Genomic DNA, 16256 nt, shown 5'->3' with positions numbered 1-16256 from the left:
ATACGCTCGACAACGACCGGGCGGCGACGCAAGCGCTCAACCAGGGCGACGCCGTCAGCGACACGCTGAGCGTCACCTCGCTCGACGGCACCGCCAGCCACAACATCGTCGTCGCCATCACCGGCGCTGATGATGGGCCAGCCAGGCAGGCACCGACCGACATCAAGCTGACGCCTGTCGCCCCTGCTAATGATGTCAACTTCAACAATTTCAAGTTCAATGGACTGTTGAGCGCGACCGATCCCGATACTGGCGGGTTCGTGTTCAGCATTGTTTCGCAATCGGATACCGGCTTGTTCTCGGTCAGCGGTAATACACTCAGTTCTGGCGACCTATCCCAGAATGATACCTTTACAGTCATGGTAAAGGCGACGCAGACCGGCGATCCTGCAGGAAGTGCTTTTGAGAAGACGGAAACGTTCTCGATCATAACCGGCGGGAATGGCTCTTCAGATAGCCAAACCGGGGTTTCGGGCGACGATGTGCTCTATGGTGGCGGCGGTAACGATACGATTTTCGGCATGGGCGCAGACGACACGCTGTTCGGTCAGGAAGGCAATGACACCCTGAATGGCGGTAGTGGCAATGACACGCTGAACGGCGGGAGCGGGAGCAACTCACTGACCGGAGGGGCGGAAAATGACACTTTCTTTTTCCAGAAATTTTCCAGCACTACGAACCATATAACTGACTTCCATGCCGACACGAACAGCACCACTGCAGACAGGCTCCAGTTTGACGTTGGAGGCGGAACGTTCGAATTCGCGGTCGGCAACAACAATTCAAGCGTTGAAAACGTGAAAGTGGGAAACAACAGCACGATCAATGTTGCCGGAACAGAGGTCGCCGTGAAAACGGATGCGAGCGTCACCAACACAACCTTCCAGAGCGCCATCAATGGTTACAGCAACATAACCACGGGGGCGTTGTTCGTATTCCACAATACGACTCTCGGTCATGCGGCGGTCTACTACGATCAGAACCCAAGCTCAGCCGGCGGCGCTGTGCTTGTCGCTGAACTCGACAACATCACCACTCTCGGCGGGCTTGCGAATTTCAACTCGGGTGACTTCTTGTTTGTCTGAGCGCGATCCCCGCCCCCACTGGCCTCACCAGAGGGGGCGCTGCTTAATCGTCGTGCCTACACTCATCGCGCCGCGCTGGCCTTCCCGCCAATCCTGACGGCCGGATCTTGCGCAGATTCGTTGGTACTTTAGATATTGTTTGCGGAACCTAACTTGCGTATCCAATTGGACCGTCGGGAGGCGCAGCAAACATGACCGGAAGGAGCAGTGCTCTTACTCTGATCGTCGCGGCAATGCTGGCAGTGGCGGGTTTGGTTGTGGTTGCCTCGCGCGATCGCGCAGCGCCAACCGTGTCCTGGGTGACCCCCTTAGCGGGCGGGGTTGATGTCGATCTTGATGCCGCGATCACTGTGACGTTCAGCGAAGACATCGATCCAGCCAGCATCGAGGTGGACTCGTTTCGGCTTTCGGCAAATGCCCTGCCGGTGAAGACGAGCGTCTCGTACGACGAATGGACTCGCTCAGTCGTGCTTGCGCCAGTCACGAGACTGACGAGCGCTACAAGATATACCGCAACCCTTGCTGCCGGTATTGAGGACAGGGCCGGCAACGCCTTGGCTGACGGTCGAAGTTGGGAGTTCACGACGCGGCGCGATCTGGAGCGCGGGTTCGGAGGGCCTGTCCTGCTCGTCAATTCGCGTGTGTTGCCCTTCAGCAAATACTACAGCGAGATTTTGCGGGCCGAAGGAATAGGCTCGTTCGAAAGCGTCGATCTGTCGAACGTTACTCTGGATCTGCTCAACCGGTTCAGCTTGGCATTGTTGGGAGAGATGCCGCTGAGTGAGGCGCAGGCGGCGATGTTTTCCGCATGGGTCGAAAGGGGTGGCGATCTGATTGCAATGCGGCCCGACAAAAAGCTAGCCGACCTGCTGGGTTTGAGAGACCAGGCTGCATCGCAGAACGAAGGTTATCTGCTGATCGACACCGCAAGCGCGCCCGGACACGGTATCGTCGGCGAGACGATCCAGTATCATGGCGCGGCCGATCTATACCGGTTGAATGAAGGCACGATCGAAGTTGCCCGGCTCTACAACACCCAGTCGAACGCCACGCCCAACCCGGCGATCACGATTCGCTCCATTGGCAAGGCCAGAGGCCAGGCGGCGGCGTTTACCTATGATCTTGCCCGCTCGGTCATCTATACTCGCCAGGGCAATCCGGCATGGGCCGGCGATGAACGCGACGGCAATTCGGTCATGCGTCCGAACGATCTGTTCTTCGGCGCCAAGAATGGCGACAGGCAACCCGACTGGAACGATTTCGACAGGATTGCCATCCCTGTTGCCGACGAGCAGCAGCGATTGCTTGTCAATTTGATTAATTTCATGCTGGAAGACAAGGCGCCGTTGCCGAGGTTGTGGTACCTTCCCAAAGGACACAAGGCGGTTCTCGTGATGACCGGCGATGATCACGGCACCCGCAGCGGAACCCAAAGATCGTTCAATCGCCTCAAGGACAATGAGCCCGAGCGGTGCTCGATCGCGGATTGGGAATGCTACCGCTCCACCTCCTGGATTTACACAAGTAGCGGTTTGTCGGAAAAGGCAGCGCATGCCTATGCCACCGAGGGCTTCGACATCGGCGTGCACGTCAACACGGGCTGCAGAAATTTCGTGCCAAGGGATTTGGCGGGTATTTTCCGCCGGGAACTCTACGCGTTCCGCACCAAGTATCCGGATCTGCCCCCACAAACGGGAAATCGCACCCACTGCGTCGTCTGGAGCGACTGGGCGTCGACGCCGAAGGTGGAGGCGCGTTACGGGATCCGCATGGACCTTAACTACTATTATTGGCTGGGCTCGTGGATAAAGGACCGTCCCGGCTTCATGACCGGTTCTGGCCTGCCGATGCGGTTTGCCGATCTCGACGGCAGCATGATCGATGTCTACCAAGTCGCCTCTCATCTTGTGAACGAAAGCGAAATGAGCTTTCCGTCAGCAATCGAAACTCAGCTTGACCGGGCTCTTGGACCCCAGGGTTATTACGGCGCGTTCGGCACGCATTACGACTTCAGTGACGATTTCGATGAACAATTGATGGCCGCAGCGAAAGCGCGCGGCGTGCCGCTGGTTTCGGTACAGCAATTGCTCGATTGGACCGACGGCCGCAACAACTCGCATTTCGCACGTCTCGGATGGAACGGTGAAGTCCTTACGTTCGAGGCATTTGCCGACAGGCGAACCGGAACCATGCTTCGCGGGATGATTCCGGCGCGGACTCGTGAGAAAGAGGTATTCGCGATCAGCCGCGACGGTTTGCCAGTGGACTATGAAACCGAGACCGTGAAGGGAGTTGCCTACTGCATGTTCCCTGTCGAGAGCGGGGCATATCGGGTGATATATCGGCGACGGGGCGATGATCGTGCAAGCGGCGGCGCGTCCATCCTGCGAAGCATAGGTCATTAGCGCTCGACTTTTTCTCGCGGCCGGCCAAGTCATGAAAAGCGAGCCACCAAGGGAAATGAGGCCCGGGCAACGTGCGAGAATCGCCACCCGGGCCCTGGCTGCGTGCGTGATTGCGACGACGCGGCCTGCAGAGGCTTGGCCCCGGGGTAAGGCTAACCTCCAACTGACCAGCGAGGGGCCTCTTGGTCAGTCGCCATATGTTAGCAATACGTGAAATACAGGCAATATGAGCGGACATCATCCTCATGATGGCTCCCCGACAAACGCACTTGGTGCAGCGAGCGCGTCCCGCCACTCGCGCTATGCAAAAGGCGCAGGCTGAACGAAGATCGGCGGTAGCAAGATCATCAATACGGATGGGGCAGACCGGGTCCCAAGAAGATCTGAAGAATGTTTTCAGGTCGCCGACTACAGCAGCCTTGTGAATTTTCCCAGTTTTACGGCGAGCTGTGTCGTGTGGTATGCCATTGACACGTCTTTCGTCGCTATTGCTCAAGCGCTACCGTAAGAAAGTGGGGCTTTCTACAATCACCCGCCCCGATTATAGTGAACCTCCGACTGCGGCCTCAGGGCGCTGTCGCTTCCACACACGGGAGCCAAATGATCTCTCTTCCGATCTTTGAAAACGAGCGCGATGATCTGGTCCCAGGCAGCCGGTACAGCGGCTCCCAGGGGGGCGGTGTGGCTGTTGAGCATATTCTGGAGGCGCTTCCCCAGCCGATCTACATGACAGACGCGAACGGCCGCATCACGTTCTACAACAGTGCTGCAGCTGCAATGTGGGGCGTTCACCCCGAGATCGGCAAAAGCGAATTCTGCGGCTCCTGGAAGCTGTACTGGCCCGATGGCCGGCCGTTGCCGCATGACGAATGTCCAATGGCGGTCGCGTTGAAGGAAAAACGCGCAAATCGTGGCCTGGAGGCCGTTGCGGAACGCCCCGATGGCACCCGCGTTCCCTTCCTCGCATATCCGACGCCGCTTTTCGATAACGCAGGAAATCTCACCGGCGCCGTCAATATGCTGGTCGACTTGACTGATCGGGCCATCGCCGACGAGGCCGAACAGCGGTACGCCGCCATATTTGCCTCCTCGGACGATGCGATCCTTGCGAAAGATCTGGACGGCACCATCATCAGCTGGAACGGTGGCGCCGAGCGGTTGTTCGGCTACACTGCGGCTGAAGCCATCGGCAAGCAGGTTGCCATGCTGATCCCTCAGGAACGGCACGACGAGGAGCCGGCCATTCTCGGCCGTATTCGCCGCGGCGAACGTATCGACCACTACGAGACGATCCGGCGACGCAAGGACGGCAGCCTGATCGAAATATCGCTGTCTGTTTCTCCGATCCGGGACCGTGAGGGCAGGGTCATCGGCGCCGCGAAGATTGCCCGCGATATCACCGAGCGCAAGCGTGCCGAGCAACAGCAAAACCTTCTGATCCGGGAGATGAATCATCGGGTCAAAAACCTGTTCACCGTCGCCAGCAGCGTCGTTTCCCTCAGCGCCCGGTCGGCGGAAACGACGACCGAGCTGGCGACTGTCGTGCGCGACCGCCTAAACGCTCTGGCGCGGGCCCACGCTCTGACCATCCCCAGTTTCTCTGAAGCCAGCGGTAGTTCCGAATACACGACCACGCTGCATGAGTTGATCAGGACGATCCTGGCGCCCTATGATGCGGTTTCAAGCGGCCATCGGGCTCGCGTAACGGGCGCGGATGTTCTGATCAGCGGTTCCGTGGTGACCAGCTTTGCTTTGCTGCTTCACGAATTTGCGACCAACGCAGCCAAATACGGCGCATTGTCAGTGCCCGAAGGCGTGGTCGATATTTCGTGCCAGGAGGACGGGGCGCAGTTCGTCCTTACCTGGACCGAACGCGGCGGACCGACAGTGAATGAAAAAGCCAATGGCGACGGATTCGGAACGCTTCTTGGCGAGGCAACGGTTGAGAGCCAGTTTGGCGGCCAGATTGTCCGCCGCTGGCATCCCGAAGGGTTGTCGATCCGCCTATCCGTCGCCCGGGAGCGGCTTTCCACCATTTAACGCGCCGTTCTCACTTCCGCAAATGATGCCTGGAAATCGGTGCATGTTCCGGCAAGCAGGGGGTGCGGAAGCAAATTGCCGTTTTCTATCGCAGCCCGAAAAACGACAGAACGGCGATAACGACAACAACCAGTCCGATGAGATAAATGATATTGTTCATAGCGTATCCTCTGCGCATCAACTGCTAAAGAACTCGCAGGGCGGATGGATGGTTCCCAAGGACGTGCCCCGTGTCTGACCAGTGGCCAATGTTCATCCTGCAATGCATCGTTGTGCTGGGACTGGTCGGCGCCTTGTTCATTCGCGGAGCAGGCGACTAGCCGGCCTCCGCAGCGTTCCTGATCGCCTTCAGTTCACGTTCAGCCGATTCCGTCGAGCGTTCGCGCTGCCGCTTGCATGTATATCGGTGCCTGCGGCCTCGACACGGTGCTGCGCCCTGAGGTCCCGGATCGCGTCGAGTGACCGAAGGCTGACGCCGACAATCCCCCAGTCGCCGAAGCTCTCAGCCAGGGCTCTATCCGTATAGACGGCCTGATCCGCCCGGTGAAGGCACCGCAAGCCGATATGCAGAATGCCGGGGTTCAAGGCGGCGCGATCGTAGCACGGCCCTTCGATTTGGGCCGGCAAGGGAGTCGAGGCAGACAGCCGTTCCATGATCAGCCCAGCCCGTAGGTCTCGTGTGACAAGGCGCGCTCGATGCCCCGCAATTCGGCCAGTCCCTTAAGACGACCGATCGCGGGATAGCCGGGTTGGGCACCGCGCGTCAGGTCGTCGAGGATTTCCTGGCCGTGATCCGGCCGCATCGGGATCTGGTGGTCCGCCCGGCCACCGGCGCGACGCCGTTTCTCCTCGGCGAGCAGTTCGGCGATCACCGCCACCATATCTGTGTCGCCCTCGAGATGTTCGTCCTCGTAGAAGGAGCAGGGCGTCTGCAGTTCCTCGCGCCGGACATTGCGCAGGTGGATGAAGTGAATCCGCGGGGCCAGCTGGCGCACCATGGCAGGCAGGTCATTGGCAGCGCGGGCGCCGAGCGAACCAGTGCAGAACGTCACGCCGTTGGCGGGGCTGTCGACTTCCCGCAGCATGAAGGCATAGTCCTCCGCGCTGGAGAGTATGCGCGGCAAACCGAGCAGCGCCCATGGCGGATCGTCCGGATGGGCGCAGATGTTAATGCCAAACTGTTCGGCCACCGGCGTCACCTCGGCGAGAAAATCGACGAAATGGCGCTGCAGCCTCTCCCGATCAATCCCTGCATAGGTTTCCAGATGATCCCTGAGCTGCTGCAGGCTGTAGCCATCCGCCGAGCCGGGGAGGCCGGCGCCGATGTTGCGCGACAGTGCCGCCCGCCGCTCTTCGGTCATGCCGCGGAAACGCCGTTCCGCTTCCTCGCGCGTCGTCGCGTCATAGTCCTCAAAGGCGCCTGGCCGCTGCAGCAGATGAAGGTCGAAGGCGGCGAAGTCGATCCGGTCGAACCGCATGGCCTTTGCACCGTGACGCGCGGTCCAGCGCAGATCGGTGCGCGTCCAGTCGAGCACCGGCATGAAATTATAGCAGACGGTGCGGATGCCCGCGGCTGAGAGATGGCGGAGCGTTTCCTGCCAGTTGGCGATGTGTTCGCGCCAGGGGCCGGTCTGCCTCTTGATGCTTTCCGACACCGGCATGCTCTCAACGACCTCCCATTCGAGGCCGCCGGCGCGAACCTGTTCCTGGCGCCTGGTGATCTCCTCCACCGCCCAGGCATCGCCGGTCGGGATATGATGCAGCGCCGTGACGATGCCGTGCGCACCGGCCTGAGCCGCATCTCCAACGCTTACCCGGTCGATCGGACCGAACCAACGCCATGTGTGTCGCATGAGAACTCCTCCAGGACAAAAAACTTAGCTGCACGATTATGCCTCGGGGCCTCACCGTGGCAATCGCGCTGCGCAGGGCAGGCTCCGAGGCCGAGCATTCGAACATGACGTCGAACTGCCCCTTTTCGGCTTCGTATTCGGCAAGCTTTGGAGGCTCTCGCCGGACATTGATGGTTCGGCTGGCGCCGCAGCCCGGGCGTGATCCAGCCACGGCGCGTCCTTTGACGCGCTATGCAACGCAAGATCGGGCAACCGGAGCGTTGCTCGGGCAGATGCAAGGAAGGTGTGGATCGGAACCGCTGAAGTGGTGAGACGGATATATCAGTGCTCAACCGCGGTGAGGAAACCGGCGGGAGCAGACGAAGATGTCGTCCCATGCGGCGGAATGCGAATGACGCGCAACGGCCAGCACTTTGCGCACCGGATGGGCGCAAAGTGCTGGCCGAAACGGCGATCGATCTGTTGCTAGCGCGCAGTCACACTCAGAGAAGTCGAAGACAGCGAAGGCGCAATCGCCTTCATCGGCCAGTCTTCTTCTTGGCCGCTGGCAAAAGCCCTTCGCGCTGAAGCTGTTTACGAGCATTCTTGCGCTGACGGCTTACCGCTTCGGACTTCTGACGAGCCTTCTTTACCGACGGCTTCTCATAGGCCTCCCGCAGCCGCATTTCACGGAAGATACCTTCTCGTTGAAGCTTCTTCTTCAAGACGCGAAGAGCCTGGTCAACATTGTTGTCGCGAACTAGTACCTGCATGTGAACCCTTTAGAACCTGAGTGTTAGGAGCGATGGCAGCGCAATTTATAGCGTTTGACAAAATTTGCTAGCGGGTTGAGAGATCAATCTCCGCAGAACAATGCCCGCTTGGAGTGCGCGAGGAGGCAATATCGTTCAAACGTCTGTTTTGCAATCAGTTGAATCGGACTAAAGTGGTACCGCTGGAGATCGCGGGAGCGATCCGTCACGGCCGGCATCATCCTTGGGAGGGATAACGATGCAACATTTTGCCACCTCCATACCGCCAAAAGACATTGCTCTGCTGCAGACCGTCCTTGAGGCCTGGTGCCGCCAAAAGAATATGCCTCGAAGCGAGGCGACGAAGGAGGCGGCGGTTCTCATTTCAGAATATAGCCGCGGAGTACGCTCTCAGATCCGGCTGATCGATGCTTTGGCAGAACGGGAAATCCACTGAAGCCCGCTGGCTCATTCCGTTCAAAAGTCCAGCTCGCATTGCCGATCATAATGGAAGAACTCGATCCGGAAGAGAAGTCTGACGGAATTGTTGTCTACGCTCTGCCGTTCGGAGGTTGCTCATCCTCAAGCATCAATCGATTGATCTCGGTTTCGAGGTCAAATGGTGGTTCGCCTCCAGATGGGCTCGCATCCTCGATGTCTTCCGTCGCTGGGACAGCACTGCGAGCCTTGCGCTTGGCAGAGCGCTCGGCGAGAAGCGAGCGGTAACGCCTGGCGACTTCGGGCATCTGGATGTCGCCGTTTATCCATTCTTCAATCCACGCATGAAAACGTTCGTCTTGTTCAACGATATGCCCGGCCTCACGCGCCTTTTGAAACGCGTTTTCCGCCGCTCTGCGCCTGATCACAACCGACATTGTATCCCTCGTGCGTGGCCTCGCTCGACTGAACATAGGATTGGCCGCAGCGATTTCCATGTCACGCTTTCCGCGTGTCGGGGTGGTACTTCAACGGTATGGCGGCAAAAGTGTGGTCGGCGATCTCTTGGTGCCGCTTCGTAGAGAAACCATCGGCCAGCCGATGGGTTGTGAGGAGCGGTGGATCCCTGTTCTGACGTGGGGCAGCTTCGTCGCGTCTCGTGGAGTGATAGCCCAGCGACGTGGCGGGTAAGGCCGGAGCTTGGCTCTTAGCCGCAACCCATCACAACATTCGAGCAGTTCGTCCACTTCGGCGCGTTGCGTTATTGTAGTAGCTCATCGTTTCGAAATGATTTCGCGCTAATGCAGCCCGCCGATGCCCAGCAGACGCTCCACCGCGTCATGATCCCTCGATAACTCTCCCGGTGTTCCCGCCCAAGCCACCCGCCCTCGCTCAAGAACAATGGCCTGATCGGCGAAATCGAGGGCGCTTTGGATGCGCTGTTCAACGAGCAGGATCGTCATATCGCCTGATTTTGCGAGTTCGGCGAAGGCGGCCATGAGTTCCTCACAAATAACAGGCGCTAGGCCCTCGAGCGGTTCGTCGAGCAGCAGCACGGACGGGCGGCCGAGAATGGTGCGGGCGGTGGAAAGCATCTGCTGCTCGCCGCCGGAGAGCTGGCTGCCGAGGTTGCGGCGGCGCTCCTTCAGCCGTGGGAACATGGCGTAAGCTTCCTCCAGCGCCGTTTTAGGCCGCGCCTTCAGGCCGACGAAGAGGTTTTCTTCGACCGTCAGCGTCGGAAAGACGCAGCGGGTCTGCGGCACATAACCGAGACCCTTATGCGCGCGCGTTGCGCTTGGCACTGTCGTGACATCCAGATCGCCGAGGCGGATGTGGCCGTCATAGCGCCTGGTCTGCCCGGCAAGTGTCGCGAGCAGCGTCGTCTTGCCCATGCCGTTGCGGCCGAGCACGGCAAGCCGCGCGCCAGCGGGCACGGAGAAAGAAATACCTTCCAGGACCCGCGTCGGCCCATATCCGGCCGAGAGATTGTCGACCTCAAGCGATATGGCTGGCATTGGCATAGCTCCCGAGATAGGCCTCGCGCACACGCGCATCCCTGGTGACATCGGCCGGCAGGCCATCGAAAATGATCGCGCCCGCCGCAAGCACGATGACGCGCTTGGCGAAGCGGAAGACGAGATCCATGTCGTGTTCGATCATCAGCACGGCGAGATCGCCGGGCAGGTCGGCAAGCGCCTGCTCGATGCGGCCGGTATCGCTCTGCGGCACGCCGGCCGCCGGCTCGTCGAGCAGCAGCACCTTTGGCTTCAGCGCCAGCGCCACCGCAATCTCGAGCAGCCGCTGCTGGCCATAGGCGATCTCACTAACCCTGCGATGCATCAGCGACGCCAGCCCGAGTTTTCCCAGGAGTTCGTCGACCTCCGTCATCACGTCGGACATGGCGAGGAAATTTCCGAACGCACGCTTTGCCTTTCCGTCCCGCTGAAGGACCGCAAGCCCCACATGTTCGGCGGGCGTCATGTCCTGGAACAGCCGCGTGACCTGAAAGGATCGAACAAGGCCGCGCTTGACCCTGCCGACCGCATCGATCTTCGTGACCGCCTCGCCGCCCAGGCGAACCTCACCGGAATCGGGTGAGAGATTGCCGGTTACGAGGTTGACGAAGGTGGTCTTGCCAGCGCCGTTCGGACCAATCAGCGCGACACGATCGCCCGGCGCCATTGCGAGAGAGACATCATTGGTGACGGCGAGGCCGCCAAAGGCTTTCCTGAGATTGGAGACTTCGAAAACCGGGTTCATGCGCGCGCCTCCTTCCGGCGGCGGACGAAGGCCGCGGCCGTGCCGAACAGGCCTTTCGGCGCAAAGAGCACGACGGCGATCAGCAACGCTCCGACCATGGTCAGCCAATGGAAGGGATTGGCGGCGGACACGTAATCCTCGAAGAGCATGAAGATGACGGTGCCTGACAGCGCGCCGAACAGCGAGCCGGTGCCGCCGAGCACGAGCATGACAAGCGCTTCCGCCGATTGGGTGAAGGACAGGCTGTCGAGGCCGACGACCTGGGTCGAGATCGCATTCAGAGCGCCGCCGACACCAGCAACGGCGCCCGAGATGACATACATCCGAATGAGGGCCGCCATCGGCGAACCGCCCATGGCGCGGATGCGCAGCGGATCCTGCCTGATGCCGCGGCAGAGCATGCCGAAGGGCGAGCGGACCAGAAACCGCAGTAGCACAAAGACAACAAGGAGCAGCGTCATTCCGAAGAAGAAGGCGGTTTGGCCGTAGAGATCGAATTCGAAAAGGCCAAAGATCGGGTCCGGCGCAATGCCGGACAGCCCATCGCTGCCTCCCGTCCAGGACGAGGCCTTGTTGGCGAATTCATGGAAGAGGTGGATGAGGGCAATCGACAGCACGAGTTGCGGCAATCCATGCGCACGCAAGATGATTGCGCCCGACAGCAGCCCGGCAATCGCACCGGCGGCAATGCCGGCAAGCATCATCAGCAGCGGGTCGTTGATGCCGTAATGCGCCGACAAGATTCCGGCAGCATAGGCGCCGGAGCCGAAGAGCGCGGCATGGCCGAGCGTGGCGACGCCGCAATAACCTGTCACCAGATCGAGCGACAGGACGAGCAGGGCGATCGTGATCATCCGCGTCAAAAGCGCGAGATTGTCGGGGAACACGAAGTAGCCGATCGCGCCGATGGCCACGATGGCTGTTATTCCGATTAGATCACCGCTGAAGCGGCGCTGATGCTGGAGACGTTCGTTTTCGCTGTTCATGACAAGTGCCATCTCATTTCACCCTTCCGGCAAGACCGCGCGGGAAGACGCAGATGATGGCGATCACTGCTAGATAGAAGAAGAATTCCCCGAATTCCGGCATCAGGTAGCGTCCCGTCGTATCGATCGCTCCGAGCAGCAGGCAGGCGATCAGCGCCCCCGGAATGGACCCGGCGCCGCCGACGGAGACGACGACCAGGAAGGTGACCATGTAGCGCAGCGCGTAATAGGGTTCGACCGGCAGCAGTTCGGCACCGACGACGCCGCCGAAGGCGGCAAGCCCGACGGCGACGGCAAAGCTCACCGCATAGATGATCTCGGTGCGCACGCCGAGTGCCGCAGCCATCGCCGCATCATCGACAGAGGCGCGCAGCTTGACGCCGAAGCTGGTTCTCTCAATCGCGAACCAGAGGGCGAGCGCCACGGCGAGGCCGCAAAGGATAACAAAAAGACGGTGCACGGGAATCGTGCGGAAACCGAGGTCTGCGGAGCCCTGCAGCGCACCGGCAAGCGGTATGGTCTTCAGCGTCGGTCCCATTGCATAGTTCGCTATGCCGATGACGCAGAAGGTGATGCCTATGGTCATCAGCACTTGGGTCAGTTCGGGCGCGCCATAGATCCGGCGGTAAAGAAAGCGCTCGAGCGGGATCGCGATGATGATGGTGGCGACGACGGCCGCGATGACCGCAGCCGCATAGCCAAGACCGAGGTCGCGTGCGGCATAGGAGGCGATATAGCCCCCGATCATCGCGAAGGCGCCGTGAGCGAGGTTGACGACACGCATCAGCCCCATGGTCACCGAAAGGCCGATCGAGATCACGAAGAGCACCATGCCATAGGCTAGCGCGTCGACGGCTATGCTGAAGACTGTCTGCATGGACATACCTGTTTGAATGCGACGGGCCGCTGATGTCCAAACCCGCCGCCGCTTCTGACGCTCGATGTTATTTGGCCGCCGCAAGGCCCGGGTCGCCCTGCTTCTCGAACGTCTGGATTTCCTTGTTGATATAGGTTCCGTCGTCGCTCTTGGCGACTTCGCGCAGATAGATATTCTGTGTGATGTGACGGCTTTCCGGATCGATCGAAACCGGGCCGCGCGGGCTCGCCCAGGCTAGGCCCTTCACCGCATCGACGGCTTTCTCAGCATCCTGTTTGCCGCCGGTTGCCTCGATCATCTTGTAGATGACATACATCCCGTCATAGGCGCTGACCGCGGGGAAGGAGAGTTCGGCCTTGTTGCCGATCGCTTTGGTCGCCGCCTCGACAAAAGCCTTGTTCTCGGGGGAATCGTGCGACACGGCGTAGTGGAAGGTCGTCTGGATGCCGAGTGCGGCATCGCCGAGCGCCGGCAGATCGGATTCCTGGGTCAGGTCACCCGGCGCGAAGAACTTGATGCCGGCAGCCTTCAGACCGTTTTCGTTGTAAGCCTTGACGAAGCCGAGTGTCGTCGGCCCCGACGGCAGGAAGGCGAAGACGCCCTGCGCGCCGGAATCCTTGATGCGCTGCATGATCGGGCTGAAGTCGTTGGTCGCAAGCGGCATGCGGATCGCCTCGACCACCTGGCCGCCGGCCTTCTCGAAACCGGCCTTGAAGGCATTCTCGGCATCGACGCCCGGGCCGTAATCGCTGACGACCGAAATCACCTTCTTGACGCCGGCGTCGAAGGCGACTTTTGCGATCGGCGTCGAGGTCTGCCAGGTCGTAAAGGAGGTGCGCACGACAAGCGGGCTCTTGGTGACGATTGCCGAGGTCGCGGCATTCATGATGACCATCGGCACGTTGCCTTGTTTCAGGATCGGCGTCACCGCCATGGCATCCGGTGTGAAATAGAAGCCGGCAAGATACTGGACCTTTTCTTTGACGATCAGCTCCTGTGCCAGCGCCTTGGATTGCGCAGGATCGGGCTGCGGCACGTCGCGATAGACGATTTCCACCGTATCGCTGCCGACCGTGTTGCCGTTGACCGCCATGTAGGCGTCGATACCGGCCTTGAAATTCTTGCCCTGGAGGGCGAACGGACCGGAGAACGGCCCGATGACGCCGACCTTGATGGGGTCGGCATAGGCGCTCGTGCCGATGGCGACTGCCGCAACTGCGGCGAAAACAAGCTTCTTCATGGTTTCAGTTCCTCCCACTTTCAAAATGCGGACCTTCATCGTTCGCACCAGTCTCAAATTTCCATTTCAGAATGGCAGTCCCACGTAATTCTCAGCGAGCGCCGTCGAAGCAGCACGCGAATGTGTGAGATAGTCGAGCTCGGCCTCCTGGATCTTCTGGTCGAAATCGCCGGTGTCGGGGAAACGATGCATCATCGTCGTCATCCACCAGGAAAACCGCACGGCTTTCCACACTCGGGCGAGCGCCTTCTGGGAATAGGCGTCGATGCCGCCACCTGAGCGTTCATGGTAGTGCTCGATGAGCCCGGCGAAGAGATAGTGGACATCGCTCGCTGCAAGGTTCAGCCCCTTGGCACCGGTCGGCGGCACGATATGGGCGGCATCGCCGACGAGGAAGAGCCGACCGAACCGCATGGGCTCGGCCACGAAGGAGCGTAAAGGAGCGATCGATTTCTCGAAGGACGGCGCGGTCTTCAACACCTCGGCGTGGTGCGCCGGCAGGCGCCGCCGCAGTTCGTCCCAGAAGCGTTCGTCGCTCCAGTCCTCGACCTTCTCGTTGAGCGGACATTGGATATAGTAGCGACTGCGCGTGGCCGAGCGCATCGAGCAGAGAGCGAAGCCCCTCGGGTGGTTGGCATAGATCAGTTCATGACTGACGGGCGCCACGTCGGCAAGCAGGCCCAACCAGCCGAAAGGATAGACCTTCTCGAAACTCCGAATTGCCGCTTCGGGAACGGCCTTGCGGCTTGCTCCATGAAAGCCGTCGCAGCCGGCGATGAAATCGCAGTCGATGCGCCTCTCAGCACCGTCTTTCATATAGGTGACGAAGGGAGAGTAGCCGTCGAAATCATGCGGCGCGACATTGACGGCATCGTAGATCGACAGGGCGCCGCTTGCTTCGCGCCGTTCCATCAGATCGCGTGTCACCTCGGTTTGCCCGTAAACGGTGACGCGCCTGCCGCCGGTCAGTTCATGCAGGTCGATGCGATGGTCGCGTCCGTCGAAGGCGAGCGAAAAGCCCTCATGCGGCAAGCCTTCGACATGCAGCCTCGCTCCAGCCTTGGCCTCATCCAGCAGCCGAACCGTGCCTTCCTCCAGAACGCCGGCGCGAACACGCCCGAGGATGTAGTTCTTGTTCACCCGATCAAGAATGACATTATCGATGCCGGCTTCGGTGAGAAGTTGGCCGAGCAGCAGGCCGGATGGTCCTGACCCGATGATGACGACTTGGGTCCGCAATCGTTTCCTCCCGAGATTTGCATTTCATCAATTTTGCCGCGATATCAGCAAGGAACAATGCAAATTCTGGACTATAAATTGGACAAAACAAACATTGATCGCGCGAGATGCAGATGCCCACGCCTGTACCAACCTATGAGCTTTATGGTGAAAACTCTGGCAAAGAACTAGATTTTTGGCTGCATTGCGAGACGATAAGATCACGCAGCAGCCAGCATCAATGGGAAATAAAGCCACATAGGCACGCGAGCTTCTTTCAAATTTTGTATATTGAAGCGGGCTCAGGTGACGCAATCTTCGGGCACGCGAAATCAGCGATCTGTCCTCCAGCTGTGCTGACCATTCCTCCAGGTGTAAGCCACGGGTTTCGCTTTTCCCGTGATATCGAAGGGCTCGTTATTACGGTCCTTAGCTCACAATTACCCCAGCCCGTTGGAGACCGCGGTCGCTTAGGTGAATGGTTTGCTGCGCCACATGCCACGACGCTTGATCCACAAGATATCGATGCGGCGTATTTGATGCAGACGCTGGATCGCTTGGGCATCGAATTCGGGCAGCGACGTGCGGGTCGCAGCGAACTCCTGCTCTCATACATCTCCCTAGCGCTGCAGCTCACGGCGAGAATTTCAGATAACACCAACGTCGACAAGTTCGCATCGAGCGAGAACGAACGACGAATGGAGATTGTGGTCGGGCTTGTGCAGCAGCATTTTCGTTCGCACCAGCCGGCATCTTTCTACGCTAGAGCACTCGGCGTTTCTCATACTCATCTCAACCGCATCGTTCGTTCGGAAACTGGACAAACCATGCACGAGCTACTTGCCAATAAGCTTATCGATGAAGCAAAACGCGAGCTCCTTTTCACACTGGGGAGCGTTCAGGAAATTGCATTCCGTCTTGGGTTTACTGAACCGGCTTACTTTTTCAGATTCTTTTCCAAGAGTACGGGCGTGACACCGCGCGTTTGGCGCCAAAGTGCAAAAGCCAAGTTTGATAAAGGATAGCCGCTGGGTCCGGTGCTGGTGATGCGGCGCGAGCAGGAGCCGCTGCTTTCATGCACCGAAGCCGTCCGGCGTGGGCCGTTCACATGGCCGCGGGTCCGA

Annotated in this window: 14 protein-coding genes and 1 pseudogene; 5 read left to right on the top strand and 10 right to left on the bottom strand. The window is 59.7% G+C overall.

What is annotated here, in order from left to right:
- The 3 genes from JNB71_RS22185 to JNB71_RS22175 form a co-directional block, all read left to right on the top strand.
- The coding region (locus JNB71_RS22185; RefSeq protein WP_220373939.1) for a VCBS domain-containing protein at nucleotides 1–1085 on the top strand (1085 nt) is incomplete at its 5' end.
- A gap of 191 nt (nucleotides 1086–1276) precedes the next feature.
- The gene (locus JNB71_RS22180) at nucleotides 1277–3490 is read left to right on the top strand and encodes an Ig-like domain-containing protein (RefSeq protein WP_220373938.1); all 2214 of its coding nucleotides are present in this window, start codon (nucleotides 1277–1279) and stop codon (nucleotides 3488–3490) included.
- Between the two features lie 681 nt (nucleotides 3491–4171).
- On the top strand, nucleotides 4172–5530 hold the full coding sequence (locus JNB71_RS22175) for a PAS domain S-box protein (protein ID WP_346657298.1): 1359 nt from the start codon (nucleotides 4172–4174) through the stop codon (nucleotides 5528–5530).
- A gap of 656 nt (nucleotides 5531–6186) precedes the next feature.
- Here the strand turns inward: JNB71_RS22175 and uxuA are convergent.
- The 3 genes and pseudogenes from uxuA to rpsU form a co-directional block, all read right to left on the bottom strand.
- Nucleotides 6187–7383 (bottom strand): mannonate dehydratase, encoded by a 1197-nt coding sequence (gene uxuA, locus JNB71_RS22165; RefSeq protein ID WP_220373935.1) that lies wholly within the window; start codon nucleotides 7381–7383, stop codon nucleotides 6187–6189.
- Between the two features lie 25 nt (nucleotides 7384–7408).
- A pseudogene (locus JNB71_RS24590) lies at nucleotides 7409–7590 on the bottom strand (L-idonate 5-dehydrogenase); the annotation flags it as partial.
- Between the two features lie 311 nt (nucleotides 7591–7901).
- Nucleotides 7902–8135: a 30S ribosomal protein S21 gene (rpsU, locus tag JNB71_RS22160; RefSeq protein WP_018328164.1), complete on the bottom strand. Its 234-nt coding sequence runs from the start codon at nucleotides 8133–8135 to the stop codon at nucleotides 7902–7904.
- 238 nt (nucleotides 8136–8373) lie between these two features.
- Between rpsU and JNB71_RS22155 the strand changes: the two genes are divergently transcribed.
- The gene (locus JNB71_RS22155; protein WP_220373934.1) at nucleotides 8374–8571 is read left to right on the top strand and encodes a hypothetical protein; all 198 of its coding nucleotides are present in this window, start codon (nucleotides 8374–8376) and stop codon (nucleotides 8569–8571) included.
- 94 nt (nucleotides 8572–8665) lie between these two features.
- Here the strand turns inward: JNB71_RS22155 and JNB71_RS22150 are convergent, their stop codons facing one another.
- The 7 genes from JNB71_RS22150 to pobA all read right to left on the bottom strand — a co-directional run bounded on the left by JNB71_RS22150 (nucleotide 8666) and on the right by pobA (nucleotide 15153).
- Nucleotides 8666–8989, bottom strand: coding sequence for a hypothetical protein (locus tag JNB71_RS22150; protein WP_220373933.1), 324 nt, complete (start codon nucleotides 8987–8989; stop codon nucleotides 8666–8668).
- Between the two features lie 360 nt (nucleotides 8990–9349).
- The gene (locus JNB71_RS22145) at nucleotides 9350–10066 is read right to left on the bottom strand and encodes an ABC transporter ATP-binding protein (protein ID WP_220373932.1); all 717 of its coding nucleotides are present in this window, start codon (nucleotides 10064–10066) and stop codon (nucleotides 9350–9352) included.
- Complete coding sequence (locus tag JNB71_RS22140; RefSeq protein ID WP_220373931.1) at nucleotides 10047–10811, bottom strand: ABC transporter ATP-binding protein; 765 nt, start codon at nucleotides 10809–10811, stop codon at nucleotides 10047–10049. Before JNB71_RS22140 ends, JNB71_RS22145 begins: the two co-directional genes overlap by 20 nt.
- The gene (locus tag JNB71_RS22135) at nucleotides 10808–11809 is read right to left on the bottom strand and encodes a branched-chain amino acid ABC transporter permease (RefSeq protein WP_220373930.1); all 1002 of its coding nucleotides are present in this window, start codon (nucleotides 11807–11809) and stop codon (nucleotides 10808–10810) included. The genes JNB71_RS22140 and JNB71_RS22135 overlap by 4 nt, the downstream gene beginning before the upstream one ends.
- A 1-nt stretch (nucleotide 11810) precedes the next feature.
- The gene (locus JNB71_RS22130; RefSeq protein ID WP_220373929.1) at nucleotides 11811–12674 is read right to left on the bottom strand and encodes a branched-chain amino acid ABC transporter permease; all 864 of its coding nucleotides are present in this window, start codon (nucleotides 12672–12674) and stop codon (nucleotides 11811–11813) included.
- 67 nt (nucleotides 12675–12741) lie between these two features.
- Complete coding sequence (locus JNB71_RS22125) at nucleotides 12742–13914, bottom strand: ABC transporter substrate-binding protein (protein WP_220373928.1); 1173 nt, start codon at nucleotides 13912–13914, stop codon at nucleotides 12742–12744.
- 66 nt (nucleotides 13915–13980) lie between these two features.
- Nucleotides 13981–15153 carry a 4-hydroxybenzoate 3-monooxygenase gene (gene pobA / locus JNB71_RS22120; protein WP_220373927.1) on the bottom strand — a complete coding sequence of 391 codons (1173 nt, stop codon included), beginning with the start codon at nucleotides 15151–15153 and terminating at the stop codon, nucleotides 13981–13983.
- 113 nt (nucleotides 15154–15266) lie between these two features.
- On the opposite strand from pobA, the gene JNB71_RS22115 reads away from it, so the two are divergent.
- On the top strand, nucleotides 15267–16157 hold the full coding sequence (locus tag JNB71_RS22115) for a helix-turn-helix domain-containing protein (RefSeq protein WP_220373926.1): 891 nt from the start codon (nucleotides 15267–15269) through the stop codon (nucleotides 16155–16157).
- Nucleotides 16158–16256 lie beyond the last annotated feature (99 nt).

This window comes from Rhizobium herbae (genome assembly GCF_019511375.1).
Classification (GTDB): Bacteria; Pseudomonadota; Alphaproteobacteria; order Rhizobiales; family Rhizobiaceae; genus Pararhizobium; species Pararhizobium herbae_A.
The sequence above is the reverse complement of the archived record's forward strand: the minus strand, read 5'-3'. Positions and strand labels throughout refer to the sequence as shown.

Bases quoted from the DNA above. Each gene is read 5' to 3' on its own strand.
- rpsU (WP_018328164.1), bottom strand. From the start codon at position 8,135: ATGCAGGTACTAGTTCGCGACAACAATGTTGACCAGGCTCTTCGCGTC.
- JNB71_RS22155 (WP_220373934.1), top strand. From the start codon at position 8,374: ATGCAACATTTTGCCACCTCCATACCGCCAAAAGACATTGCTCTGCTG.
- JNB71_RS22150 (WP_220373933.1), bottom strand. From the start codon at position 8,989: ATGTCGGTTGTGATCAGGCGCAGAGCGGCGGAAAACGCGTTTCAAAAG.
- JNB71_RS22125 (WP_220373928.1), bottom strand. From the start codon at position 13,914: ATGAAGAAGCTTGTTTTCGCCGCAGTTGCGGCAGTCGCCATCGGCACG.
- uxuA (WP_220373935.1), bottom strand. From the start codon at position 7,383: ATGCGACACACATGGCGTTGGTTCGGTCCGATCGACCGGGTAAGCGTT.
- JNB71_RS22115 (WP_220373926.1), top strand. From the start codon at position 15,267: ATGCCCACGCCTGTACCAACCTATGAGCTTTATGGTGAAAACTCTGGC.
- JNB71_RS22130 (WP_220373929.1), bottom strand. From the start codon at position 12,674: ATGCAGACAGTCTTCAGCATAGCCGTCGACGCGCTAGCCTATGGCATG.
- JNB71_RS22180 (WP_220373938.1), top strand. From the start codon at position 1,277: ATGACCGGAAGGAGCAGTGCTCTTACTCTGATCGTCGCGGCAATGCTG.
- JNB71_RS22140 (WP_220373931.1), bottom strand. From the start codon at position 10,811: ATGAACCCGGTTTTCGAAGTCTCCAATCTCAGGAAAGCCTTTGGCGGC.
- JNB71_RS22145 (WP_220373932.1), bottom strand. From the start codon at position 10,066: ATGCCAGCCATATCGCTTGAGGTCGACAATCTCTCGGCCGGATATGGG.
- JNB71_RS22135 (WP_220373930.1), bottom strand. From the start codon at position 11,809: ATGGCACTTGTCATGAACAGCGAAAACGAACGTCTCCAGCATCAGCGC.